Origin of the sequence: Vogesella margarita (assembly GCF_028548475.1) — a bacterium.
Lineage (GTDB): Bacteria > Pseudomonadota > Gammaproteobacteria > Burkholderiales > Chromobacteriaceae > Vogesella > Vogesella margarita.
On the sequence record NZ_JAQQLE010000003.1, the window covers coordinates 104,660 to 129,043 of the forward strand.

The 24,384-nt window shown below is 63.0% G+C and carries 26 protein-coding genes and 3 tRNA genes; 11 read left to right on the top strand and 18 right to left on the bottom strand.

What is annotated here, in order from left to right; translation table 11 throughout:
- The first annotated feature begins 87 nt into the window (after window positions 1-87).
- From PQU96_RS05295 to PQU96_RS05310, 4 genes are all read left to right on the top strand, one after another.
- Window positions 88-972, top strand: coding sequence for a L,D-transpeptidase (locus PQU96_RS05295; protein ID WP_272771204.1), 885 nt, complete (start codon window positions 88-90; stop codon window positions 970-972).
- Window positions 973-1,039: 67 nt separating this feature from the next.
- A tRNA-Ala gene (locus PQU96_RS05300) sits at window positions 1,040-1,115 on the top strand.
- A gap of 6 nt (window positions 1,116-1,121) precedes the next feature.
- Window positions 1,122-1,197 (top strand) — tRNA-Glu (locus tag PQU96_RS05305).
- 7 nt (window positions 1,198-1,204) lie between these two features.
- A tRNA-Ala gene (locus PQU96_RS05310) sits at window positions 1,205-1,280 on the top strand.
- Window positions 1,281-1,347: 67 nt separating this feature from the next.
- On the opposite strand, the gene PQU96_RS05315 is transcribed toward PQU96_RS05310, so the two are convergent.
- The 3 genes from PQU96_RS05315 to PQU96_RS05325 form a co-directional block, all read right to left on the bottom strand.
- Window positions 1,348-1,860: a hypothetical protein gene (locus tag PQU96_RS05315; protein ID WP_272771205.1), complete on the bottom strand. Its 513-nt coding sequence runs from the start codon at window positions 1,858-1,860 to the stop codon at window positions 1,348-1,350.
- 64 nt (window positions 1,861-1,924) lie between these two features.
- Window positions 1,925-2,509: a GTP cyclohydrolase II gene (ribA, locus tag PQU96_RS05320; protein ID WP_373316272.1), complete on the bottom strand. Its 585-nt coding sequence runs from the start codon at window positions 2,507-2,509 to the stop codon at window positions 1,925-1,927.
- A gap of 79 nt (window positions 2,510-2,588) precedes the next feature.
- Entirely contained in the window at window positions 2,589-3,293 is a 705-nt protein-coding gene (locus tag PQU96_RS05325; RefSeq protein ID WP_272771207.1) for a GAF domain-containing protein, read from the bottom strand.
- 160 nt (window positions 3,294-3,453) lie between these two features.
- On the opposite strand from PQU96_RS05325, the gene arfB reads away from it, so the two are divergent.
- The 6 genes from arfB to gmtX all read left to right on the top strand — a co-directional run bounded on the left by arfB (window position 3,454) and on the right by gmtX (window position 10,589).
- On the top strand, window positions 3,454-3,855 hold the full coding sequence (gene arfB, locus PQU96_RS05330; protein WP_272771208.1) for an alternative ribosome rescue aminoacyl-tRNA hydrolase ArfB: 402 nt from the start codon (window positions 3,454-3,456) through the stop codon (window positions 3,853-3,855).
- A 130-nt stretch (window positions 3,856-3,985) separates the two neighbouring features.
- Window positions 3,986-4,642: an HD domain-containing protein gene (locus PQU96_RS05335; RefSeq protein WP_272771209.1), complete on the top strand. Its 657-nt coding sequence runs from the start codon at window positions 3,986-3,988 to the stop codon at window positions 4,640-4,642.
- A gap of 123 nt (window positions 4,643-4,765) precedes the next feature.
- Window positions 4,766-5,680, top strand: a complete 915-nt coding sequence (locus PQU96_RS05340) for a glutaminase (RefSeq protein WP_272771210.1) — start codon at window positions 4,766-4,768, stop codon at window positions 5,678-5,680.
- Between the two features lie 242 nt (window positions 5,681-5,922).
- Entirely contained in the window at window positions 5,923-7,323 is a 1,401-nt protein-coding gene (gene gmtY, locus PQU96_RS05345) for a gamma-mobile-trio recombinase GmtY (RefSeq protein ID WP_272771211.1), read from the top strand.
- Between the two features lie 9 nt (window positions 7,324-7,332).
- The gene (gmtZ, locus tag PQU96_RS05350) at window positions 7,333-9,930 is read left to right on the top strand and encodes a gamma-mobile-trio integrase GmtZ (RefSeq protein WP_272771212.1); all 2,598 of its coding nucleotides are present in this window, start codon (window positions 7,333-7,335) and stop codon (window positions 9,928-9,930) included.
- Window positions 9,927-10,589 (top strand): gamma-mobile-trio protein GmtX, encoded by a 663-nt coding sequence (gmtX, locus tag PQU96_RS05355; protein WP_272771213.1) that lies wholly within the window; start codon window positions 9,927-9,929, stop codon window positions 10,587-10,589. The genes gmtZ and gmtX overlap by 4 nt, the downstream gene beginning before the upstream one ends.
- 355 nt (window positions 10,590-10,944) lie before the next feature.
- On the opposite strand, the gene PQU96_RS05360 is transcribed toward gmtX, so the two are convergent.
- Together PQU96_RS05360 and PQU96_RS05365 are read right to left on the bottom strand one after the other, a co-directional pair.
- Entirely contained in the window at window positions 10,945-12,186 is a 1,242-nt protein-coding gene (locus PQU96_RS05360) for an MFS transporter (RefSeq protein WP_272771214.1), read from the bottom strand.
- A 184-nt stretch (window positions 12,187-12,370) separates the two neighbouring features.
- The gene (locus PQU96_RS05365; protein ID WP_189372341.1) at window positions 12,371-13,540 is read right to left on the bottom strand and encodes a M20 aminoacylase family protein; all 1,170 of its coding nucleotides are present in this window, start codon (window positions 13,538-13,540) and stop codon (window positions 12,371-12,373) included.
- Window positions 13,541-13,665: 125 nt separating this feature from the next.
- On the opposite strand from PQU96_RS05365, the gene PQU96_RS05370 reads away from it, so the two are divergent.
- Window positions 13,666-14,619 carry a LysR substrate-binding domain-containing protein gene (locus PQU96_RS05370; RefSeq protein WP_272771215.1) on the top strand — a complete coding sequence of 318 codons (954 nt, stop codon included), beginning with the start codon at window positions 13,666-13,668 and terminating at the stop codon, window positions 14,617-14,619.
- A gap of 83 nt (window positions 14,620-14,702) precedes the next feature.
- Here PQU96_RS05370 and PQU96_RS05375 read toward each other — a convergent pair whose 3' ends face one another.
- The 13 genes from PQU96_RS05375 to PQU96_RS05435 all read right to left on the bottom strand — a co-directional run bounded on the left by PQU96_RS05375 (window position 14,703) and on the right by PQU96_RS05435 (window position 24,381).
- On the bottom strand, window positions 14,703-15,110 hold the full coding sequence (locus PQU96_RS05375) for a peroxidase family protein (RefSeq protein WP_272771216.1): 408 nt from the start codon (window positions 15,108-15,110) through the stop codon (window positions 14,703-14,705).
- Window positions 15,111-15,611: 501 nt separating this feature from the next.
- Window positions 15,612-16,337 carry a YebC/PmpR family DNA-binding transcriptional regulator gene (locus PQU96_RS05380; protein ID WP_272771217.1) on the bottom strand — a complete coding sequence of 242 codons (726 nt, stop codon included), beginning with the start codon at window positions 16,335-16,337 and terminating at the stop codon, window positions 15,612-15,614.
- A 90-nt stretch (window positions 16,338-16,427) separates the two neighbouring features.
- Window positions 16,428-17,204 (bottom strand): flagellar biosynthetic protein FliR, encoded by a 777-nt coding sequence (fliR, locus tag PQU96_RS05385; RefSeq protein WP_272771218.1) that lies wholly within the window; start codon window positions 17,202-17,204, stop codon window positions 16,428-16,430.
- Between the two features lies 1 nt (window position 17,205).
- On the bottom strand, window positions 17,206-17,475 hold the full coding sequence (gene fliQ / locus PQU96_RS05390; RefSeq protein ID WP_272771219.1) for a flagellar biosynthesis protein FliQ: 270 nt from the start codon (window positions 17,473-17,475) through the stop codon (window positions 17,206-17,208).
- A 3-nt stretch (window positions 17,476-17,478) separates the two neighbouring features.
- A complete protein-coding gene (gene fliP, locus PQU96_RS05395) occupies window positions 17,479-18,222 on the bottom strand; it encodes a flagellar type III secretion system pore protein FliP (protein ID WP_272771220.1) in 744 nt (247 codons plus the stop codon).
- On the bottom strand, window positions 18,219-18,659 hold the full coding sequence (gene fliO, locus PQU96_RS05400; protein WP_272771221.1) for a flagellar biosynthetic protein FliO: 441 nt from the start codon (window positions 18,657-18,659) through the stop codon (window positions 18,219-18,221). The genes fliP and fliO overlap by 4 nt, the downstream gene beginning before the upstream one ends.
- Window positions 18,656-19,102 carry a flagellar motor switch protein FliN gene (fliN, locus tag PQU96_RS05405; protein WP_272771222.1) on the bottom strand — a complete coding sequence of 149 codons (447 nt, stop codon included), beginning with the start codon at window positions 19,100-19,102 and terminating at the stop codon, window positions 18,656-18,658. Before fliN ends, fliO begins: the two co-directional genes overlap by 4 nt.
- Window positions 19,095-20,108, bottom strand: a complete 1,014-nt coding sequence (gene fliM, locus PQU96_RS05410; RefSeq protein ID WP_272771223.1) for a flagellar motor switch protein FliM — start codon at window positions 20,106-20,108, stop codon at window positions 19,095-19,097. The genes fliN and fliM overlap by 8 nt, the downstream gene beginning before the upstream one ends.
- A 2-nt stretch (window positions 20,109-20,110) precedes the next feature.
- A complete protein-coding gene (locus tag PQU96_RS05415) occupies window positions 20,111-20,644 on the bottom strand; it encodes a flagellar basal body-associated FliL family protein (protein WP_272771224.1) in 534 nt (177 codons plus the stop codon).
- 153 nt (window positions 20,645-20,797) lie between these two features.
- Window positions 20,798-21,892 (bottom strand): flagellar hook-length control protein FliK, encoded by a 1,095-nt coding sequence (locus PQU96_RS05420; RefSeq protein ID WP_272771225.1) that lies wholly within the window; start codon window positions 21,890-21,892, stop codon window positions 20,798-20,800.
- Window positions 21,893-21,956: 64 nt separating this feature from the next.
- Complete coding sequence (gene fliJ / locus PQU96_RS05425) at window positions 21,957-22,394, bottom strand: flagellar export protein FliJ (RefSeq protein ID WP_272771226.1); 438 nt, start codon at window positions 22,392-22,394, stop codon at window positions 21,957-21,959.
- 9 nt (window positions 22,395-22,403) lie between these two features.
- The gene (fliI, locus tag PQU96_RS05430; RefSeq protein WP_373316271.1) at window positions 22,404-23,798 is read right to left on the bottom strand and encodes a flagellar protein export ATPase FliI; all 1,395 of its coding nucleotides are present in this window, start codon (window positions 23,796-23,798) and stop codon (window positions 22,404-22,406) included.
- Window positions 23,782-24,381: a FliH/SctL family protein gene (locus tag PQU96_RS05435; RefSeq protein WP_272771227.1), complete on the bottom strand. Its 600-nt coding sequence runs from the start codon at window positions 24,379-24,381 to the stop codon at window positions 23,782-23,784. Before PQU96_RS05435 ends, fliI begins: the two co-directional genes overlap by 17 nt.
- Window positions 24,382-24,384: the final 3 nt, after the last annotated feature.

Below are 24,384 nucleotides of genomic sequence, written 5' to 3' on the forward strand. Positions count from 1 at the left end.
GCACGGCACACCGCCACATTTGGCGGATGTTGCCGTCCGGCGTATCTGCTAACATCGGAGTATCCGCTTACCCTGAATCACCCGAGAATGAAATTTTCGTCCCTGCTTGTTGCGGCCGGCATGCTGGCCGCCACCGTCTCCAGCCACGCCATGACACCGGAGCCGGATGTGCTGGTCAGCAGCACTGGCCAGCACCTGGTCGTCAATCTGCCGCAAACCCGCGTCTTCCTGTACCAGGACGGCACGCTGGTGAACAGTTACCCGGTGGCTGTCGGCAAGATGATCACCAACACCCCGACCGGCAACTACGCCATCACCGGCATCTACCGCAATCCGGTCTGGCACGTCCCGAAATCGATCCAGGAAGAGATGGCGCGCGCCGGCAAACCGGTGCAGACCACCGTTGCGGCCGGGCCGGACAATCCGCTGGGGCCGGTATTCATCCGCTTCGGTGAAGCCAAGCTCGGTCTCGGCTTTCACGGCACCAACCAGCCCGCCAGCGTGCCCGGCTTCCGCAGCCACGGTTGCGTCCGCCTGCGCAGCGAAAATGCGCTGGAGCTGGCCGACTGGGTGGATATCGGCGCCGCAGTCACCATCAGCTACCAGACCACCCTGCTGAGTGAAGACAGCGCCGGTGAGCTGTGGCTGCACGCCTATCCCGACAGCTACAGGAAGGACGACCTCGTGCCGCAGCTGCTGGCAGAAACCCTGCTCAACTGGCAGCACGAGAACCAGCGCCCGATTCACGGCAAGCGTGTCGACCAGGCCTTCCGCGAGCGCAACGGCAAGCCGGTATGCCTCAGCTGCAAAAGCACGCAAAACAACCGCATCACCGGCACACTCAACGTCGTGCGCTGGTTGAGCCCGCCGCAGGAAATCATCGAAGAGCAGCTGCCTGACGAACTGCAGCCCCTGGACGAGAACAGCGCCCGCGCGCCCCGCGGCGCACAATCCAAACAGAAAAGCGCTTGACACCATAAAATGTCCGGGCTATAGTGCGCACCTCGCTGACGAATCAAACGATTCTTCAGCGTCCCGTGGGGGTATAGCTCAGCTGGGAGAGCGCTTGCATGGCATGCAAGAGGTCAGCGGTTCGATCCCGCTTATCTCCACCACAATTTGTCCCTATCGTCTAGAGGCCTAGGACGTCGCCCTTTCACGGCGATAACCGGGGTTCGAATCCCCGTGGGGACGCCAGCATTCTGGGGGTATAGCTCAGCTGGGAGAGCGCTTGCATGGCATGCAAGAGGTCAGCGGTTCGATCCCGCTTATCTCCACCAAACAAACAAAAAACCGGCTCACGAGCCGGTTTTTTGTTTTTCCGCATTCTTTTCCTGCCTGTCACCCCTAGCGCAATGCCTGCTCGCTTTGCTGCAAGGACTGCTGCAGTGCCAGCACCTCGCTGCGTTCGCCGGCCCGAGTTACCGCCCGCGACACGAAGTGGCAGATATTGAAGACCCCTGCCAATCGCGGCGCCACCGCTTCGCGCCACGCCGGCCGTGCACAGCGCGGCCACAGCGGCACCAGCCGCTGCAACACCTGGCTGACCTGCTGCAGCTCCTGCAGCAGACCGTAGGAAGGATGGCCGCCGCTGAGCAGGGCTCGCTCGCGCATGCCGTACAGCCGCTCTTCCAGCAACTGCAGCAGGTGCGCCAGCTCTGCCTCCAACTGCGGCAGATCCAGCGCCGCTGCCGGATGCTCGTCCGGGTCCAGCTGCTGCGCATGTTGCGCCAGCAGGCTGAGCCGGAAGGCATCCTGCGGCACCGCCGGCCCGCCGCCCGCCGCATGGCGCAGCTCCGGAGTGCGCGGCAATTGCTCACCTACCGGCAATGCCGGCCCAACTGCCGTTACCTTGACCATGGCACACGTCCTTTCCTGTCACCCCCGACACTGACCTTATCGGCCAGCTTGCCGGATCATGAAGTCAAAGACCGAACAAATGACCCAGCTTGGCCTTCTTGGTGTCGAGATAGTGGTCGTTGTAGACATTGCGGCCAACCTGCAGCGCCACGCGCTCGGCCACCTCGATGCCGGCCTGCTGCAGGGTGTCGATCTTGCGCGGATTGTTGGTCATGATGCGCACCGCCGTCACCCCCAGGTGTGCCAGCATCTCGCGCGCGATGCGGAAGTCGCGCATGTCGGCAGGGAAGCCCAGCTTCTCGTTGGCCTCGACGGTGTCGGCGCCCTCGTCCTGCAGCTTGTAGGCACGGATCTTGTTGATCAGGCCGATGCCGCGCCCTTCCTGGCGCAGATACACCAGCACGCCGCGACCTTCGGCGGCGATCGCTTCCAGCGCGGCCTCCAGCTGGAAGCCGCAATCGCAACGCAGCGAGAACAGCGCGTCGCCGGTCAGGCACTCGGAGTGGATCCGTGTCAGCGGCGTGCCGGCGCTCACCTCGCCCAGCGTCAGCACCACGTGCTCGCGCCCTCCGACCTCTTCAAAGCCGTGCATGTCGAAAACACCCCACTGCGTGGGTAACTGGCAGGTTGCGACATAATCGACGCGCACCGGAGAATCAGGCTGAGTCACGTTGGCTTCCACTTGTTGTGCATTGATCTGAAGAATAGTGGGGGCGGACGCCTGCAGTTTAAAGAGCCGGCGCCGCCGATTTGGCCAGCGCCCGCAGGTCGACGAAGTGCGCCGACAGCGCGCAGGCCAGCGCCGCCAGCGTGGCCTGGTGTCCGGCATGGAAGAACCCCGGCTGCGCCGACTCGGCATCAAGGATGCCGATCACCGCGCCCGCTTCGTCAAACACCGGCAGACACACCTCGCTGCGCACCTTGGGGTCGCACTCGTAGTAGGCACCGCCCTCGCTCTGCCATTGCCGCACATCATCGATCACCACGCCGCGACCGCTGCGGCCAACCTTGCTGTTGTTGCTCGCGGCGGCAAACGCCTCGCTCAGCGGGAATTCGGCACGGCTGGGCAGGCCACGGTAGGCGAGCTTCAGCAGCACGTCGGCCTCCGGGCGCGGCAGCCGGCAGTACACGCCCAGCCAGTCGGCCGGCATCTGCACTAGCACCGCGTCCAGCAAGGCCTGCAGCGCCTGCAGTCGTTGCGCCAGCCGCGGCGATTCGCCACCGAACTGCGGCGCGATGTCCCACGGCTCGGCCTCCAGCTCGTCGACCAGCGAGCAGCTGCCACCCTCGCCCAGCTTGGGCACCGGATAACGGTACAAGTCCGGATAGTCCTTGGCCGGCATTGCCGCCAGCGCAACCGACAGCGCCTGCTGCGCGGCGGCCAGCTGGGCTTCGGACAAGGCCAGCCCGGCCTGTTGCAGATAATCAGTCATCACTCCCCCTTCGTACGCACCCCTCGCAAAGGCGCTAGAATCCGGTTATCCCGCACCCTGCGGCATCGCCGCATTATGCCCAATCCCCGCGCAAAGCCGAAATCATGACTGCTGCTATCGATATCACCCCCGCGCCGGCCGCTGGCCAAAGGTTGGCCGCATGAGCAAGTATCCGGTTTCGCCGCAGGAGGTCGACATCAGCGCCGTGCGCGCGCAGGGTGCCGGCGGCCAGAACGTCAACAAGGTGTCCTCCGCCATCCACCTGCGCTTCGTGATCCGCGATTCGACGCTGCCGGAGCACATCAAGGAGCGCCTGCTCGCGCTGCAGGACCAGCGCCTGAGCAAGGACGGCGTGCTGATCATCAAGGCGCAGCAATACCGCACCCAGGAGCAGAACCGGCAGGACGCGCTGCAACGGCTGCAGCAGCTGGTCGACAGCGTCAGCCACGAGCAGAAAGCCCGCCGTGCCAGCAAGCCGAGCTACGGCGCGCGGCAGCGGCGCATGGACAGCAAGAGCCTGCGCGGCAAGATCAAGTCGCTGCGCGGCCCGGTGCGCGACTGAGCCGCCGCAGCCCGCCACCGTTGCGGCCAACCATTGGCCTGCCGCGACAAGCATCCCCGCATGCTGCAACGCGCATTGACAAGCCCGCCCGCCGCGCCCTCTAATACCGCCCCGCTGCAAGGAATCGACGATGCAAGACCTGCACCACTGGCAAGCCTTCTGCCTCACGCTGGCACGCGAACAGGCCGGCGACGACGGCGCCCACGACCTGAATCACCTCGGCCGCGTCTGGCATGCGGCGCGGCAGCTGCTGGCCAGCTACCCGCAGGCCGACGCGCTGGTGGTGATGGTGGCCTGCTACCTGCACGACCTGGTCAACCTGCCCAAGAACCACCCCGAGCGCCACCTCGCCTCGCGCCAGGCGGCGGCGCTGGCCAGCACAAGGTTGGCCGCAGCCGGCTTCGATGCGACACGGCTGCCGGCGGTAACTCACGCCATCGAGGCGCACAGCTTTTCCGCCAATATCGCACCGCACACACTGGAAGCGCAGATCGTGCAGGATGCCGACCGCCTCGATGCGCTCGGCGCCGTCGGCCTGGCGCGGCTGTTCTACACCGCCGGGCGCATGAACAGCGCGCTGGCCGCCAGCGACGATGTGCTCGCCGTGCAGCGACCACTGGACGACCGCGCCTACGCGCTGGACCACATCGCGGTGAAGCTGGCCACCCTGCCCGCCACCATGCAGACCGCCGCCGGCCGCGAACTGGCCGAGACGCGGCTGCAATGGCTGTACCAGTTCCGTGACGTGTTTGTCGCGGAGTGGGCGCCCGAGACCCTGCCGTCCTGAACGGCCCCCGATTCGGCTGGCAGCCAGCGGCTGCCGGCGGAAATGACCGGCCAGTACGAGGTGGCACAGACCACCCGGCTGGCCGGGGTCGTACCCACAACAACACCTGACCGATAGCAAACCATGAACATCCAACAACTGATCGACGACATCGCCGCCGATGTCCGTCCCTACCTCGCGCAGGCCGCGCCCGCCGACTACATCCCGGCACTGGCCGGCGAGGACCCGCAACAATTCGCGATGGCGGTGGCGACGCTGGACGGCCAGCTGTACGCCACCGGCCACAGCGACAAGCGTTTCTCCATCCAGAGCATCTCCAAGGCCTTCATGCTGGCGCGGGTGCTGGCCGTGTACGGCGACGCGCTGTGGCAGCGCGTCGGCAAGGAGCCGTCCGGCAACCCGTTCAACTCGCTGGTGCAGCTGGAGTACGAACAGGGCGTACCGCGCAACCCGTTCATCAACGCCGGCGCGCTGGTGGTCACCGACATCGCGCTGAGCCAGATCGGCGACTCCAGCAGCGCGCTGCGCGACTTCCTGCGCGAGGAAAGCGCGCAGCCGGCGCTGGATTTCGACTACGTGATCGCGGCGTCGGAATCGGAGCACGGCCACCGCAACGCGGCGCTGGCGCACTTCATGAAGAGCTGCGGTAACCTGCACAACAATGTCGATCAGGTGCTGGCGCACTACTTCCGCGCCTGCAGCCTGCGGATGAGCGTGACCGAGCTGGCGCGCGCCGGCCTGTTCCTCGCCAACCACGGCGCCTCGCCGGTCAGCGGCGTGCAGCGCCTGACGCGCAGCCAGGCCAAGCAGATCAACGCCATCATGCTGACCTGCGGCACCTACGACGCCGCCGGCGAATTCGCCTACCGCGTCGGCCTGCCGTGCAAGAGCGGCGTCGGCGGCGGCATCCTGGCGGTGCTGCCGGGCAAGATGAGCATCGCGGTGTGGAGCCCGGGGCTGGACTCACGCGGCAACTCGCTGGCCTCCCTGGAGGCGCTGGACCGCTTCACCACCCGCAGCGGCGAATCGGTGTTCTGAGCCGCAAGGTTGGCCGCAAGCCGTGCGGCCAACCTTGCCGGCGGCAGACATAAAAAAAGACCTGCCACGCGTTATTACCCCCAACTGGGAATACATAGTAAGCGGTTGGCTGTTGTGATTTCTCTACAACACCCCTTTCGCAGGGGTGTTTTTTTGTCTTCACAGAGATGTAGCTATACCATAAAAAACATTTTATGTAGAATCAATGTAGTGCCACATAGGTGCAGGGTTGAGGTGATGTAATGTTCGTAACTGTCAAAGCACGCGTCTACTCCGATGCCACGGGCGTCTACACAGAGATTCCCGCCTTGCTGACGCCGGCCGGCGTGCTGGAGCCACTGCTCGACTATTGCCTCCACCGCAGCCACGACCGCAGCCTTACCTGGATGACAAAAGTTATTCGTTCAGTACGAATATTCCTTGAGTACCTTCAGGCCAACCCCGAAGAGTGTGAAGGCTTCCGCCTGTTCCAGAACTTCGCCCAACGGCTATACACCGGAACCTTCAGCCGCGAGACGGGACTTGACCCGAGTAACCTTTGCTGGGCACCTCGTTCGCCACACGACGCTTCACACATCGTCACCCACCTCTCCGACTTCTTCGACTGGCTCGGCGAAATGCGTCCCGAGGCTGCAAAGCTTAATCCCCGCTACGCCGGGGGTGCCTTTGACCGGCAAGCTGACGAGGCGGCCTATCAGTACCGACGCAACCGCGCTTTTCTTGGACACACCTGGGCAGCCAACGCATCCCCCGCAGCAACTGGGCACCGGGTACGCAGCCAACGTCTGCCCAAGGTCGAAAAAGGAGAGCCTCCCGCCTTCCCAGAAGAGCGCTTCGAGGAGTTGCTGGTCAAGGGATTCCGTGCGGCCGGGCGACAGGACTACCGTGGCATGCTCATTACCCTGCTCTTGCACGGCGCAGGGTTCCGTGAGTCTGAGCCCTTCCATCTCTACATACAGGATGTGGTGCCAAACCCTGCCAACCCCCGCGAGGTGGTGGTCCGCATTCACCACCCCAGTCACGGTGCAGCCCCGGCGGATTGGCGCGACGAACAGGGTCGGCCACGCAAGGGGAATCGGGCTGAATACCTCTCCAGTGCCTTTGGCCTCGCACCACGTAACGAACTCCTGGCAAGCCAGCATGCAGGCTGGAAGGGAGGCATGCACGACGGCCCTTATTACAAGCAGGCGTATTGGTTCCTGCCGGAGTATGGCGAGTGGTTCCTGCAACTTTGGCACCGCTATCTGGAGCAAGTCGCTCGTTTCGACCGCGACCACCCCTTCGCATTCATCAACCTGACCCGCGAGCCGGCCGGCGGGATGTACTGCCTTAGCCAGTACAACAAGGCCCATGCCGCCGCCTGCGAGCGTATCGGCCTTTCGGTCAGCAAAGCGCTGGGTACGACGCCCCACGGTCACCGCCACGCCTATGGCCGGCGCCTCATGAATGCGGGTATCGATAAGGCGCTCATCCGCCGCTTCATGCACCACGCCTCGCCAGTAAGTCAGGAAGTCTACACCCAGCCGAACACCCGCGAGGCGCTGGCGGCGCTGGCGGCTGCGGCTCAACGGCTTCGGACCACACACACCCTTACGCCGGCTACCTCCGGCCTGTTGCTCCCAGGGATGGGACCTAACGACTGAGGATTCGCCATGATCGAAAAGAAGAAAACGTCCGAATCGGAAGCCGCTACCCTCCCAGCACTCAAGAAAAAAGGGATTAAGCGCGAGACGGACGCCTCCCTCGGGTGGGTTGCGCGGGAGTATCCGCAGCTCGAACCGTGGCGCGTTCTGGCGGTCGCGTGGCTGCAAGGCGAAACGCGCGGGGTTAGCGACCGGCTCGCGGCGCTGGTGGCTTTCTTAGAGCGCTACCTCGTCCAGCAATCCTTACCGCTCGACCCAGCAGTGTTCCTGGCGCGCACCACCGTTCTGCCCGACTTCTACCGGACGGCATGCCCTGATTCGGCGGGAGGCATCAAATACAACAACTATACCCATGCCTTCCTGCATTTCGTGCTGCTGCGCGACTTCAGCGAAGCCACCGACCATGGCCAGCCGGTGGTCTCGCCGGCTTTCCACAATCCGGTGCCCCGGATGTCCACCGGCAGCCTGCCTCGGCGCGACGAGAGCGTGCATTCCCCGCTCCCTTACGGCTACATCGACGAGCTACGCCAGATGCTGGCGGCGGGGCCGCACTTCCGTGACTGGCAGTGGGCGCAGGCTGCGTTAGGTCGCGAAATAGGCTCACGCGGGACTACCGCGCCCGACTGGTTCGAGGTGACCGAGGAACAGATTGACCTAAACGACCCGGACTGCGTGTGGCGCGAGCGCCCGATGAGGAACGGAACGCGCCTGGAAATGTGGAGCCCGGTGCGCTGGGTGGCACTCCTGACCAAGCTCATCCTGCCGCTACGCACCTTTCAGGTACGGATGCTCGACTCGGGCGAAGCGGATACCTGGCGTTACGCAGACGGCGACTGGGCATTGAACTCAAGCCGGCTCGCACAAGGAAGCGAACGGCGTCCCCTGCAACAGGGGGTGTTTCGCCGCAGCGCGCCGCTCGCCGATGGCGAGGCGGTCCCGACCGTGCTCTACATCAACACCAACAAGACCGCGGACATCGCCAAGTCGGGTCCCGAGAAGGGCTACGTGTTGCCGTGGTCCTTCGGCGGGCCGGTGCATCAGGATGTCTTTTACTGGCTGGAGAAGTTGCGCAACTGGCAGGAGAAGTACAACCCAGTCTCTCGGCGAACGTCGTGGTCGGAACTGGATGGTCGCCACCTCAATGCGAAGAGTGATGTACAGCTAGCGAGCTACCCCGACGCCTGTTTCCTCTTCCGCCTGCCAGAAGCACGCGACGGCGAACATAATTTCCCCCTGTCGGATAAGCTGATGTTCTCAGGCTGGTTCCGCCTGCTTGAAGCACTGGAATTGCGACTGGCTGACCGGAGAGAGACCCATAGCAACGGCACACCGATTTGCTTCCTGCCGCCGCGGGAAGAGCAGAACAATGGCCAGACGACCCTGTTTCCTTTGCACAGCCTACGCGTCTCCCTCATCACCGCATTGGCGCTCGAAGGTCAGGTGCCGTTTCCCATCCTGCAAAAGCTGGTTGGCCACAGCCGCCTGCTGATGACGCTCTACTACACCAAGCCCGGCGCGACGCATGTCCGCGACGTACTGCTTGGTGCCGCCGAGCGACTGGAGGCGGCCAAGGACGCAAGCATCCAGAACTTCTTGCTCGACACCGAGCACAAGGTCCTGCTGGAGCAGGCCATCTGCAACAGCGTACCCTCACTCGCGGCTGCCATTCCGCAGCATCCGGCGGCGCGTAACCCGGTGGGTTGGATGCCGATGCACCACGGACTCTGTCTGGTTGGTGGCAATACCAGCGAGGCTGAAGACAACAGTTGCGTGGGCGGCTGCTACAACGGCGGGCCAAACCTTGGCTCAGCTTCAGCCCCCAAATACGGGCCGGTGCCGGGCGGTAGCCGTAATTGCGTGCGATGCCGCTGGTTTGTGACCGCGCCGCATTACCTGCCGGCACTGGCCGCCCACTTCAACACGCTCGGCTACCACTTCGACGAGGCGCGCAACGCCTGCCTGGCCCGTGAAAATGACCTACAGGCCCTGAAGAAGGACAAAGTCGATGCGGAAGAGGCCGGTCAGCCCTTCGCCCGGCTGGATGCCTACCGGCAGGCTGAGCGGCTGTGGGAGAGCGCGATGAAGCGCTTTAGCGACCTGGCTGAAGACCTGGTGGCCTGTTGGCGCCTCATCGAACGCTGTAAGGCGGCACTCGAAGCACGCAATAGTGACGGCATGCAATTGGTGGCCGCCGGCACCCTCTGCGATGTGCAGACAGTCTTCGAGGAAACCGAGTCGGAGTTGCTGCAACTCGCTGGCGTCTGCGAAAACGTCGAAATCTACCCTGACCTAGAGCCGGGCAAGGCGGTGTTTCGCCGCAGCCAGCTCCTTGATGCCGTCCTCTATCGCGACGATTTGCCACCTGTGTTTATGCTGCTGAGTGAAGACGAGCAGCTACGCGTCGGTAATGCCTTCATGCGCCATCTCGCTACACAGATGAATCCGCAGAACCCTGCGCTTGGCCAGCGTGAAGTGATTGGCCTGATGGATGCGGGCGTGCGCCTCAGTGAGCACTTTGACCTCGACCTTGCCACGCTGCTGCCCGCGTCCAATCGTGCACAAGCGTTCCCGCTCGGGCGCCAGACCCTTCTTGGGAGTGATGAATGAGTAGTAGAACTGATATCCACCCGGATGCGGTACTGGAGTCGCTGCTTTCAAAGGCCGAGCGCTCGAACCGCCGCAACAATCTGACGAGAATGCACGAGCTTTGCCGCAAGCAAAATGAAGCGGGTTCGCGCGACTTCTCGCTATCGGCTATCGGCCGCTTGGTCGAGGCCGAAGGCATCATGAAGGGCCGGGCCCTCTACAACGCCCAGTCTGCCGACTACAAAGCGCTCATCGAAGCCTGGGCAGCCTACGCTGGGCCGCCAGCCCCCAAGCCGACCAAGACACTGGCGAGTCATGATTACTTAATGCGTATCGAGGACCCCGCCATTCGCTCCATCATGCAGGCCATCATCAGCGAGCGAGACAAGCTGAAGGCGCAGCTCAACACCCTCAAAGCCAACACACAGGTGACCGTGGACCGACGCCCGCTGGGTGCCACAGTTTCTGCTGCGCCCGGAATGCAGCCGGTGACCGTGCTCGCGCTATCAGCACAGCTAACACCCTCCGAACGCGAAGCCTTGCAGAAGGCAGTTTCCCCAGCCTATCTGGAAGAACGTGGCCTGCGGGAAGGCAGCCATGGCGAAATCGTTAACGAGCGCGGTCGGACGGTGTTCGAGGTCGGCTTTGCTCGAGCAATTCGCAAGGTGCTGGGTGACTGAAATGATGGCAACTGCCTCCAGGCGAATGCAGGTCTGGGGGGCCCTTTTGGCTGCACGGCTAGTAGTTGCCGTTCAGCAGATTGGCAGAGCAGTCATTTGAACAGCAGCTGCACTCTGATACCTGACGGAAGCCTTACGCGTACAACTCGGCCAAAGCAGACGGTCACAGACATTGTGACTACGTCCGCTTCAGACTTCAAACGGCTGTTCAAAAGAAAAAAGACCGGCGTTGCTTCTCGTGCGTAGACTGAGTACCAAATATTTGCGCGATTAAAGAAGACTCCGCTCTTTAGCCTGTTGCTACAGCCGGTTTACCATCACATCGCTTTAACTGTGAGTCAGCGCGGGCTGCGGCTTACTCGATCGGTCGACCGGCTGTTTCGCGCACCATCGCCCAGCCAATCAGCGACAGCAGCCCGCAGCCGATGACATACAGCGCCGGTGCATTCGGGTTGTCAGTCAGGCGGATCAGTCCGGTGGCGATGAACTGTGCGAAGCCGCCGAACAGCAGCACCCCGATACAGTAAACCAGTGACATGCCGGTAGCGCGTACCCGCCGCGGGAACAACTCGGGCAGGATGACGACCGAAGGCACAGTGTGTAGCACTTGTATCAGCGCCAGGCCGGCAGTGACTGTCAGTAGGGTTGGTAGTGTGGGATGGGCATTCAACAGCACGAATGCCGGATAAATGATCGCCAGCAGGGCCAGGCGGGGCCACAGGATGGACGGTTTGCGCCCGATGCGATCGGAAAGTATGCCTGCCAGTGGTGCCATCAGCATCGATACCACCGCGCCGGTCAGCCCGGCCCACATTGCCAGCTTGAGCGGCATGCCCAGCACCGTGGCGGCATAGTTGGTCAGGTAGTTGAGGATGATGTAATTAGCGGCGGTGCCGCCAATCACCAGCAGGACGCCGGCTACCAGCTGGCGGCGATACGGCCCGAAGACTTCCGCTACGCTACCCAGTCCTTCGGATGCATTGGAGGTATCGGCGGTTTCGTGCAGATGCCGCCGGATGTACAGGCCGGCCGGTACCACCAGCATGCCCAGTACAAACGGAATCCGCCAGCCCCAGCTTTCCAGCGCCTCGGTTGACAGGAAGTTCGTCAGCGCCAGCCCGCACACCGAGCCCAGCAGAATGCTCAGCGACTGGCTGAATAGCTGCCAGCTGCCGTAGTAGCCGCGGGAGTTGTCGTCGGCATATTCGAGCAGCAGCGATGTCGAGGCGCCAAGTTCGCCGCCAATGGCGAAGCCTTGCAGCAGCCGGCCGACCACAATCAGCACCGGTGCCGCCAGCCCGATCTGTGCATAGCTCGGGGTCACCACGAAAATAGCGGAGCCAAGCGCCATCAGCCAGAGCGTCAGCATGAGCGCCGGTTTGCGCCCGGCACGGTCGGCATAGGCGCCGATAACGATACCGCCCAAAGGGCGTGCAGCGAAGCCGACGCCGAACGTCGCCAGAGACAGCATCAGCTGGCCAAAGGCGGAGTCAACCGGGAAGTACAGCCGGCCGATCAGGGTGGCAAAAAAGGTGTAGACGGTGAAGTCGAAGAACTCCAGGCCATTACCCAGGGTAATGGCGGCGATGGAGCGCACGCTGGCGCGCTTTTTGCCCGGGCGGTCGAGTGTGCGTCCGACGGCTTGAGCCGGCGTAGTGAGGCTGGTAGACATGATGGTAAGTTTCTCTTGGTTGACTTGGGGTCACTGCATTCAGGTGCTTTGTAATTGTTATGGTTGACCGGTCGCGGCTCTTTGGCTGATCCGGTCGGGGTAAAACTGATCAGGCCAGAAACTGCTGGGTGAGCTTGACCCAGTAGGTCGCGCCCAGCGGCAGGATTTCATCGTTGAAGTCGTAACCCGGGTTATGCACCATGCAGCCCCCTTTGCCGTCGCCATTGCCGACAATCAGGTAGCAGCCGGGACATTGCTGCAGCAGGTAAGCGAAATCCTCGCTGCCGGTGAGCTGTGTCATGTTGTCGATCAGGCCGTCTTCGCCCAGCCAGTCGCGTGCCACGGCTTTGGCCAGTTCAGTCTCGGCGGCAGTGTTGACCAGCACCGGATAGCGCCGCTGGTAGTCGACCTCTGCCTGTGCGCCGAAGCTGGCGGCCTGGGCTTCGGCCAGGGCGGTAATGCGCTGTTGCAGCAGTTCGCGCACCGCCGGGTTGAGCGAGCGGATCGACAGCCGCATTTCGGCGTTATCCGGAATCACGTTCGGTGCCTGCCCGGCGACGATCGCACCCACGGTGACGATGGCGGTTTCCAGCGGCGGCACATTGCGTGCCACCACGCTTTGCAGCGCCATGGTCAGCGAGGCGCAGACCACAACCGGGTCCACCGCTTCATGCGGCATGGCGCCGTGTCCGCCACAGCCCTTGATTTTGATGATGGCGCTATCCGACGAGGCCATGAAGGCGCCGGGCAGAAAGCCGAAGCGTCCGGTCGGGTAGCCCGGCATATTGTGCAGGGCAAAGACCGCATCGCACGGGAAGCGGTCGAATAGCCCGTCTTCCAGCATTTTCTGGGCACCGGCCAGGCCTTCTTCCGCCGGCTGGAAAATCAGATTGAGCGTGCCGTTGAAATCACGGTTGGCCGCAAGATACTTGGCGGCGGCCAGCAGGGTGGCGGTATGGCCATCATGGCCGCAGGCGTGCATCTTGCCGGCATGGCGGCTGGCGTAGGGCAGCCCGGTGGCCTCGTCAATCGGCAGCGCGTCCATGTCGGCGCGCAAGCCCAGCCGTTTGTCACCATTACCGTTTTTTAGCGTAGCGACCACGCCGGTGCCACCCAGGCCGCGGTGTACCTGGTAACCCCAGGCACTCAGACATTCGGCGACTAGATCGCTGGTGGCAAACTCCTCGAAACCGAGCTCGGGGTGGGCGTGGATCTGATGGCGCAGTTCGACCATCTCTTTTTCGATGGCACGGATGCCTGGCAGGACCGGGTCTGTCATGTTGTGTCTCCTCGTTGCCGCCACAGGAAAGCGGGGCTGCTGAAAATCATCTTAATTGACGATTTTTTGTTTCGGGAGAACCAGTTTTGTTATCTTGATTACCTAAGGTTGTCAGGGGGGGCGAGATGAAACTTCATCAACTGCAGGCATTGGTGGCGATTGCCGATTGCGGCAGTATCCGTGGCGCGGCGCGCCGGCTTGGCCTGTCGCAGGCGGCGCTGACCAAAGCCGTGCGCGAGCTGGAGGCGCAGCAGCAGTTGCCGCTGCTGATCCGGCATGTCAGCGGTGTGACTTTCACGGAGTTTGGTGCGGCGCTGCTTAGCCATGCCCGGCTTGTCGTCGGCCAGCTGGAGCGGGCCGAGGCAGAGCTGTCGCTGCTGCGCGGCCATGCCGAAGGGCGCTTGAGCGTCGGTGTCACCCCCTTTATCGAGCTGACTTTTCTGCCCGCTGTGGTGCGCCGCTTTCGCGCCAAGATGCCGCATGTGCGGCTGGAGCTGTTCGAAGGCTTGTCGGCGGTGTCGCTGCCCAGGCTGCGCAACGGGGAGCTGGATTTTGTCGTCGCGCCCCACATTCCCGCCATGCCGGCACAGGAGTTCGAGTGCGAAGACTTGCTGCTGTACCAGAATGTGGTGATCGCCCGGCAAGGGCACCCGCTGGAAAACAGCAGCTCGCTGCACCAACTGCTGGAAGCGGACTGGGTGGTGAACTACAGCCCGACTTCCTACGAGCCGTTCATGCACAACCTGTTCTGGCAGCATGGCGCGCAGATCGATGAGCAGCGGCTGGTCAGGGCGCATTCCTTGACCCTGCTGCTATCGCTGGTGCGCCATGCCGACATGTTCAGTTACTGCCCCGAGCCGCTGCTGGTGGCGGAGCCGATGCTGGAGTGGATCCGGGTGATGACGCTGGAGCAGCAGTTCGAAACCGGCAAGCTCGGCATCATCAGCCGGCGCGATACCACCCGCAGTGTGGCGGCAAAATGCTTTGTCGATTGTCTGATCCAGGAAATACGACGCTGCGCGCGCTCCGCAAGCGCGGTCGATTGCCGGCTCAGCGAGAAGCTGACGTTGCTGATCTGACGGGGATCTGCCCGGAGAAAAAACAGGGCAAACCATGACCGGGTTTGCCCTGTTCGTTGCAGGTTGGCCGCAGGCGGCGCGGCTTATGCCAGCTCGAAGCGATCCAGGTGCATGACCTTGTTCCAGGCGGCGACAAAGTCGCTGACAAATTTCTGCCCGGCATCGCTGCTGGCGTACACCTCGGCCAGCGCCCGCAGTTGCGAGTTGGAGCCGAACAACAGATCCACTACCGTTGCCGTCCACTTCAACTCGCCGCTGTGGCGATCGCGCCCTTCCAGTACGCCGGCGGTGCTGCCCGGCTGCCACTTGGTGCCCATGTCGAGCAGGTTGACGAAGAAGTCATTGCTCAGCGTTTCCGGCCGCTTGGTCAGAAGGCCATGCGGGGTCTGGCCGCTGTTGGCGTTCAGCGCGCGCAGGCCGCCGATCAACACTGTCATCTCCGGCGCGTTCAGCATCAGCAGCTGTGCCTTGTCGAGCAACAACTCGCCCATGACGCCTTCCAGTCCTGGTGCCGCATAGTTGCGGAAACCGTCGGTCTTGGGTTCCAGTACCGGATACTTTTACGGCTGCTTTCAATATGAAAGCAGTCGTCTTTATTTGGGTAAGCGAAAGACAGCTATGGCCGATGTGCTGCCGCTCAGATAAATCACTGAGCGGCAGCTTTGCTTTCAAAAGGACACGCGTCTGTCGGTGAAGTTGTGCCCGCAGTAGGTCGGTAACGGTCTTGCATCATCAATGTCCAGATGACTGCTTCGGGTCGGCTCGAGACATCCCCTTACAACCCACTTGTCTGGATAAGCGTACGCTGTAATGAAAAGGGCCAGAGTTTCCTCCGGCCCATAAAGTTTGTATGTATTAGGATGTATTCATACATACAGCGCTACACCACCAAGAACGCAGTGTTTACATGGAGCCTAGCTGCTCGCTAGCCTGAATATGTGCCATTAGGGTATAAGACTTCGATAGCAGGTCTTTTTCAATGAGGCACGGGATTACTCGTCCATCACCGCCGAGGTGTAGACATCCTGCACGTCGTCGAGGTCTTCCAGCGCGTCGAGCAGCTTCTGCATGCGCACCGCGTCGTCGCCGGTCAGTTCGGTCTCGTTCTGCGGGCGCATGGTCACCTCGCCCATTTCCGACTTGTAGCCGGCCTTTTCCAGTGCCGCCTTGATGGCACTGAATTCGTAAGGGCCGGTGATCACTTCCAGCGAACCGTCGTCGTTGGTGATCACGTCGTCGGCGCCGGCTTCCAGCGCCGCTTCCATCAGGCCGTCCTCGTCCACGCCCGGCGCAAACACCAGATAGCCGCAGTGCGTGAACTGGAAGGCCACGCAGCCGTCGGTGCCCATATTGCCGCCGTACTTGGAGAAGGCGTGACGCACGTCGGCCACGGTGCGGGTCTTGTTGTCGGTCAGGCAGTCCACCATCACCGCCGCCCCGCCGATACCGTAGCCTTCGTAACGGCACTCGATGTAGTCGACGCCTTCCAGCGTGCCGGCGCCACGGTCAATCGCGCGCTGCACGTTGTCCTTCGGCATGTTGGCATCCCAGGCCTTGTCCACCGCCAGGCGCAGGCGCGGGTTGGAATCCAGGTCCGGGCCGCCCATTCTGGCCGCCACCGTGATCTCCTTGATCAGGCGGGTAAAAATTTTGCCGCGCTTGGCGTCAGCGCGTTCTTTCTTGTGCTTGATGTTCGCCCATTTGCTGTGACCAGCCATAGCAGCCTCAATCGAGTAAAAGTCGGCGGCGTACCGCGTGCACGCCGCAAAATGAATCGGATAACGCAGGGTGCCGATTTTAGCAAAAAGCTAGGGCGCGATCAGCAGCTTGCTGATAAAGCCGAAACCGTCGCGGTAAATCTGCGAGATCGCCGGCTCCAGCAACGGCAGCACCAGGTACAGCGCGATGAAGCCGATCATCAGCGTCAGCGGAAAACCGAAGGAAAACACGTTGAACTGCGGCGCCGCCCGCGTCATCACGCCGATGGCGAGGTTGGTCACCAGCAGGCTGCCGACCACCGGCAGTGACAACCACAGCCCCCACAGAAACAGGTGACTCCCCCACTCCGCCAGCAGGCGCAGCGACAGCGCCGGCACGCTGACGCCGATCGGCATCTTGTCGAAGCTGTCCATCAGCGCGGTGAGCAGGATGTGGTGGCCATCGAAGGCCAAAAACAGCAGCGTGGTGAGGACGGTCAACACCCGCGACACCGCAGGCACCTGCGCCGCGTGCTGCGGATCGAAGAACATCGCGAAGCCGAGGCCCATCTGCGTCGCCATGATGAAGCCGGCCAGCTCCACCGCAGTGATCACGATGCGCATCACGAAGCCGATGATGATGCCGATCAGCAACTGCTGCAGCACGATCAGCACACCGGCCGCCGACACCAGCGGCACTGTCGGCAGCGGCGGCAGCAGCGGCGCCACCAGCAGCGTCAGCAGCAGCGCAAAACCGGCCTTGAAGCGGCGCGGAATGCTGCGCGAGGCGAACAGCGGATCGGCCAGCAGTACGCCGAGAATGCGCGAGAACGGCCAGATGAAATAGGCAACCAGCAGGTTGATCTGGGCATCGCTGATGGCGAACATGTCAGCCGATGGCCAGTGGAATGTTCTGGAACAGCTGCGTGGTGTAGTCCATCAGCGTGGTCAGCATCCACGGCCCAGCCAGCACCAGCACCAGGAACATGGCGATCAGCTTGGGGATGAAGGTCAGCGTCATCTCGTTGATCTGGGTGGCCGCCTGCAGGATGCTGACCAGCAGGCCGACCAGCAGCGACACAGCCAGCGGCGGCGCGGCGACGATGATCAGGATAAACAGCGCATTCTGGATCAGGGTGATGACCGATTCTGGCGTCATGGCCTACCTCCCGCCAAAGCTCTGCACCAGCGAGCCGAGCAGCAGCGTCCAGCCATCGACCAGCACGAACAGCATGATCTTGAACGGCAGGGAGATGATCACCGGCGACACCATCATCATCCCCATCGCCATCAGGATGCTGGCCACCACCAGGTCGATGATCAGGAACGGGATGAACACCATGAAACCGATCTGGAACGCGGTTTTCAGTTCGCTGATCACGAAGGCCGGGATCAGCGTCTTCAGCGATACCTCGGCCGGGGTCGCCGGTGCCGGCGAGCGCGAGATCTCGATGAAGAAGGCCAGATCCTTCTCCCGCGTCTGTGTCAGCATGAACGCCTTCATCGGCTTGGCCGCCTCGGTCGCGGCCTGCTCGAACGACATCCGGTTCTCCGACAGCGGCACCCAGGCATTGGTGTACACCTGGTCCAGCGTCGGCGACATGATGAAGATGGTGAGGAACAGGCTGAGCCCGATCAGCACCTGGTTCGGCGGCGATTGCATGGTCCCCATCGCCTGACGCAGCAGCGACAGCACGATGATAATGCGCGTGAACGAGGTCATCATCAGTACCATCGCCGGAATGAAGCTCAGCGCGGTCATGAACAGCAGCATCTGCAGACTCAGCGAGTAGCTTTGCCCGCCAGCCGCATCCGGCGAACTAGTCATCATCGGCAGGCCGGCAGCATGAGCGCCCAGCGGCAGCATCAGCAGTGCCAGCATGCCCAATCGTTGGTATTTGCTCATGGCGTATCGTTGGATGAAGGTCGGCGGTGTTTGGCCACGGCTGCGGCCAACCATTCGGCAAATGGTGGCGTGGTCGCCGGCGCGGCGGCAGCGTTGGCCGCACTTTCCGGCCGTGCCATGCTGGTCAGCAGGTTGACCTGCTTCGCCGTCACGCCCAGCACCAGCCACTGGCCCTCCAGCTCGACGATCACGACCCGCTCATGCGGGCCGACCATCACGCCACTGACCACCTTGGCCGGCTGCCAGCGCCCGAGCATGCCGCCCATGCTGACACGGCGGAACAGCCACGCGGCACCGACGATCAGCGCCAGCACCAGGCCCAGCGCCAGCATCACCTGCACCAGGCCCCACAAAGGCGAAGTGCCCGCGGCAGCGGCGGGCACGGCAGCGCTGACGGACAGCGGCAGCAACAGCAATACAATCGGCAATCGTTTCATTTCTGCAACCGGCGGATACGCTCGACAGGCGTAATAATATCGGTCAGTCGGATACCAAAACGGTCGTTGACCACCACCACCTCGCCCTGTGCGATCAGGCAGCCGTTGACCAGCACGTCCATCGGCTCGCCGGCCAGACCGTCCAGCTCCACCACCGAGCCCTGCGCCAGCTGCAACAGGTTGCGGATCGCGATCTTGGTTCGCCCAAGCTCGACGGTCAGCTGCACCGGGATATCCAGAATCATGTCCAGATTCTGCGGCGCCGCCTGGCTCTGGCTGCTGCCTGACAGATCCTGGAACAGATTGGTGGCCGGTTTTACCTCGGCGGCAGTGGCTTCCGCCACTTCCTGCTCGGCCATGGCAGCCGCCCAGTCGTCCATGGACACTTCTTCGTCAACCGCTCCGGCAACCGAATCCGGATCAAAACCCTGCTGTTCACTCATCTTCTTGCTCTCCACTCGGCGGCGGCTCAAACAGCTCCTGCGCCCCGGACAGTATCGTTTCCACTTTCAATGCGTAATTGCCGGACACCGTGCCGTAGCTGCACTCCAGCACCGGAATGCCCGACACGTCGGCTACCACCTTCTCCGCCACATCCACCATCACCACATCGCCGACCTTGAGATTGAGGATGTCACCCAAGGTCACCTTGGTCTGTGCCAGAGTCGCGACCAGCTCCACCTCGGCAGCCTGCACCTGATGCTGCATCAGGTTGATCCATCGGTTATCGACCTCGGTACGGTCGGCCTGCATGCTGCTGGCCAACAAGTCGCGCAGCGGCTCGATCATCGAGTACGGCAGGCAGACGTGGAAATCGCCGCCGCCGGCCCCCAGCTCGATATGGAAGGTCGCGGCGACCACCACCTCGGTCGGGGTGGCGATGTTGGCGAACTGGGTATTCATCTCCGAACGCAGGTAGACAAACTCGATCGGGTACACCGGCTCCCACGCCTTCTGGTACTCGGCAAACACCACCTCCAGCATCTTGCGGATAATGCGCTGCTCGGTCGGGGTAAAGTCGCGACCTTCCACCCGCACGTGAAAGCGGCCATCGCTGCCAAACAGGTTGTCGACCACCAGGAACACCAGGTCCGGGTCGAAAATCAGCAAGCCAGTGCCACGCAAGGGCTTGACGTGCACCAGGTTGAGGTTGGTCGGCACCACCAGGTTACGGATGAACTCGCTGTACTTCAGCACCCGCACCGGGCCGACCGAAATCTCGGCATTTCGGCGCAGGAAGTTGAAAAAGCCGATACGGAGGTTGCGCGCGAAACGCTCGTTGATGATCTCGAGCGTCGGCATCCGGCCGCGGACAATGCGTTCCTGGCGGCCGATATCATAGGCTCGCACGCCACCGTTGTCGCTGTCCGCACCGTCGTTGTCCTCTTCCCCGGTCACACCGCGCAATAGCGCGTCGACCTCTTCCTGGGACAGGATCTCGTCAGCCATGATTACTGCAACTGAATGATGAAAGAGGTGAAGAGCACGTTTTCAACCGGTTCTTCTGCCCCGGCATCCATCGACTCGTTGATGATTTTCTTGATCTGCGCCTTCAGCTTGACCTTGCCGTCCGCCGATTGCAGTTCTTCTTCGGTCTTGGCCGACAGCAGCAGGATCAGCGCGCTGCGGACTTTGGGCAGATAGGACTTGAGCGTTTCCTTGGCATGCTCGTCAGCCAGCTCGGCCTGCAGCTCGATCTGCAGCATCGACGAGCCGCCGCTCAGGTTGACGACAAACGGTTCCAGCTTCTCGAACACCGGCGGACCTTCTTTTTTCTCTTTCTTTTCCGGCGCATGCTCGGCCGTGGCATGACTGGCATCGGCACCGGCGGCCGACTTGTTGCTCAGGAACACATAGGCGGCCAGACCGCCCACCGCGGCCAGTACCAGCACCAGCAACACGATGACAACCAAGAGTAGTTTGTTATTGCCCCCTGCCGCGGGTTTGGCTTCTTTAACGTCTTCTTTTTTATCTTTTTCGGCCATGACAATACCTGCTCTCGTTTAAAAGAAATGCTTAAGCCCTATTTTCTCCATTTCTTGTCGAGTTGAACAGCCATTTAGTAGATTTCCGGGGAAACCGCAAGCTGCCTCCTGCTTGCGGCCAACCCTGGGTCAGACTGCGACACGGCCGGCCAATCAGGCCGTTACACTCAGCCCGGACACTGTCGGCGCGGCGGACTCCAGCTCAGCCAGCGGCAATATCGCCTCGGGCTGGCTGCGGCCGCGCTGCTGCTGCGCCTGCTGACCATGCTGTTGCTGACCCTGCTGCTGCGAGGAAACCTGCGCATCGGCCAGCTGCAGGCCGGCCTGCTCCATCATCCGTGACAGCGCCGGCAGGTGACTCTCGATGATGTCCTTGGCCATCAGGTTGGAGGTGGTCACCACGATCTGTGCCTGCTCCTTGTTCATGGAAATCTGGACCTCGATCGGTCCCAGCTTCTCCGGGGTGACATGGAAGCGCGCGGAGTCCAGCTGCCGCTCGACCGCCTTCACCACCTGCTGACCAAAGGCTTCGCCCCACTGCTTGCTGCGATCCATGGTGCCGCCCAGCAGCACCTCCTTCAGCTCCTTGCCCGCGCCGGTGGCCGACAGGTCGGTCGGCAATTCCTGCCGCCCGGCGGCAAGCGCCGGCGGCAAGGTTTTCACTTCGGAGCCGGCCTCGGCTTCGCGCATGGCCAGCCGCACCGCCACCGCGGCGGACAGGCCGTCATCCTTCAACGCGCGCAAAGCCCGCTTGTCGCTGCCGGCGGCGGTCAGCAGACCCGGCAACGGCGGCGCTTTTTCTTGCGCCGCCTCACCGGTCAAGGATGCCAACTCCGTCAGGGCGCCGGCCGTTTCCACGCCCTTGCCTGCCTTGCCCTTGCTGGCGACCTGTGCGGCCAACTCTTCCGCCGCCAGCGCTTCGCCGATGGCAGCAGGATCGGACAACGCGGCGAACGACGCATCACCCTTGCCGGTCATGCCGGCGGACGGATTAACCGCAGCGCCGCCCGGCATGAACAGCCCCCCCAGCAGCGAGGCCGCATCTTGCGTTGCGCGCGGAAGCTGGCCGATGTCGTCCGGCAGCGTTCGGTCGCCAGCTGGCACCACACCCGGCTGACCGAAGGCAAACGCCTGCAGCTGATTGGCAAAGAACATGGCAAACGGGGAGTCCGGCGTGTTGACATAACCCTGACTCGGGGTCGCTGTGCTATCGCTCAGGTTTAAAACGGACTGGACGGTAATGGCCATTTAGACATGCTCCTTGTGGTCGTCGCCTGACAAAAGCATGAATTGTGCCAATCAGGCGGCCGAGCTATTCGTCCTTGCCACGGGCACCGATACGGGCGGCAAATTCGTCCATCTGTTTCTGCTCGGCCTTACGCTGGCGCACGCACAGACGCTCCGCCTCGCGCTCCTGCAGCACCTGGTAGGACTTCAACTGCTTGCGCAGGCCAAGCCAGGCCTGCTTCTCCAGCAAGAAACGCTGCACGCAGCGATCCAGCTCGTGCTGCTGCTGCTGCCGCGCCTCTTCCAGCTTGAGCAGAAACAGGCGCGCATCACGCCACTGCCCGACGCCGAGGCCACGCTGCGCCATGTGCAGCACCCGCTGCTGGTAGTCGGCCAGAAAGGTGTCCACCTGCCGCAGCGTCGCCTCCGCCTGCGCTTGTGCCTGCTGTGCCTGTTTCATGCGCTTGGCAGCCTCGTCCAGCTTGTCTTGGGCCAGCCGGATCAACAGGTCGAATTTGCTCATGGCCTAGCCTTAAGCAGTCAGCACTTGCTCAAGCTGCGTCAGGCAGGAGGCAAAGTCGTGGTATTCGTTCATCGGCTGGGTCAGGAAACCGACCAGCTGCAGATGGCGGCGCATCGCCTCGTCCAGCAAGGGATCGGAGCCGGGCACATAGGCGCCGACGTTGATCAGGTCGCGGCTGCGCTGGTAACGCGAGAACAGCTGCTTGAAGCGGCGCGCCAGGTTGACGTGATGCGGGGTGGTGACGTCGACCATCACCCGCGAAATGGACTGCTCGATGTCGATCGCCGGGTAGTGACCGGACTCGGCCAGCTCGCGGGTCAGCACGAAGTGGCCGTCGAGAATGGCGCGCGCCGAATCGGCGACCGGATCCTGCTGGTCGTCCCCCTCGGACAGCACCGTATAGAACGCGGTAATGGAGCCGGCGCCGGCTTCGGCATTACCGGCGCGCTCGATCAGTTGCGGCAGCTTGGCGAACACCGACGGCGGATAGCCCTTGCTGACCGGAGGCTCGCCGATGGCGAGGGCGATTTCACGCTGCGCCATCGCATAACGGGTCACCGAGTCCATCAGCAGCAGCACGTCCAGGCCCTGGTCGCGGTAGTACTCGGCCAGCGCGGTCGCGTAGGCGGCGCCGTGCAGGCGCATCAATGGCGGTGAATCCGCCGGTGCCGCCACCACCACCGAGCGCGCGAGGCCTTCAGCACCAAGGATGTGCTCGATGAAGTCCTTCACCTCGCGTCCCCGCTCGCCGATCAGGCCGACCACCACCACATCGGCACGGGTGAAGCGCGCCATCATGCCCAGCAGCACCGACTTGCCGACACCGGAGCCGGCAAACAGGCCCAAACGTTGGCCGCGCCCCACCGTCAGCAGGCCGTTGATCGCGCGCACACCGACATCCAGCACATCGCGCACCGGCGAGCGTCGCAGCGGATTCAGCGGCTGACTGTATAGCGGATACAGCGCCTCGGCCAGCGGCTCGGCACCGCCGTCCAGCGGCCGGCCCAGCGAATCCACCACCCGCCCCAGCAGCGACATGCCCACCGGCACCTTGCGCCCCAGCATGCGTACCGTGCCGCCGCTATCGGCCGGCTCGTCATACAGTGGCGGCCGGATCTCGGGCACCGCGCACACGGCAAGCCCCGGCTGCAGGCCGTGCACATTGCTTAGCGGCATCAGGTACAGGCGGTCACCGGCAAAGCCGACCACTTCCGCCTCAGCCTGATAGTCGTCCGACACCATGATCTGGCAGGCACTACCGACCGGCAAACGCAGGCCAACCGCCTCCATCACCAGGCCGGTCACCCGCGTCAGGCGCCCTTCCGTCTGCCACGCCGGCAGCGGCCGCAGCGCCTGCTCGCAACGGCGCAAGAAATCGCGCTGCCGCTCAATCAGCATGCTCATCCGCCAGCCCCAAGCCCTTGCGTAGCAGCTGCAGGCGACTTTCCAGCGTCAGGTCGATGGACGCAGACGGTGTTTCGATACGGCAACCACCGCGCGTGAGCGAGGCATCGGCCTGCCACTGCATGCGCCACTGCGGATACTGCTCCCCCAGAAAAGCCTGCAAGGTCGCCAGCTCATCCGGATGCGCCTGCACTTTCACCTGCGCCACGCTATCGGCCAAGGTATCCAGTGCCTCGGTCAGCAGTGGACGCAACACCGCCGGATCGTGCCGCACCACCTCGCCTATCATTTTTTCAGCAAAGCTGACCGCCAGCGACAATACCTCCTGCGACAGCTGCGCGCCCAGCAGCGACAGTTCCTGCTCGAACGACTGCTGCAACGCGGCCAACGGTTGCCAGTACTGCTGGAACTGCTGCTGCGCCTCGAGCAGTGCCCGCTCGGCGCCTTCGGCTCGGCCACGTTCTTCGCCAGCCTGCATGCCTGCCTGTGTCCCCGCCTGCAAGCCGGCATCGTAGCCGGCCTGCCACGCCTCCTGATGAATCGCCTCCAGCTCGGCTGCGGTCGGGTAAGCGGTCGCGGCCATGGT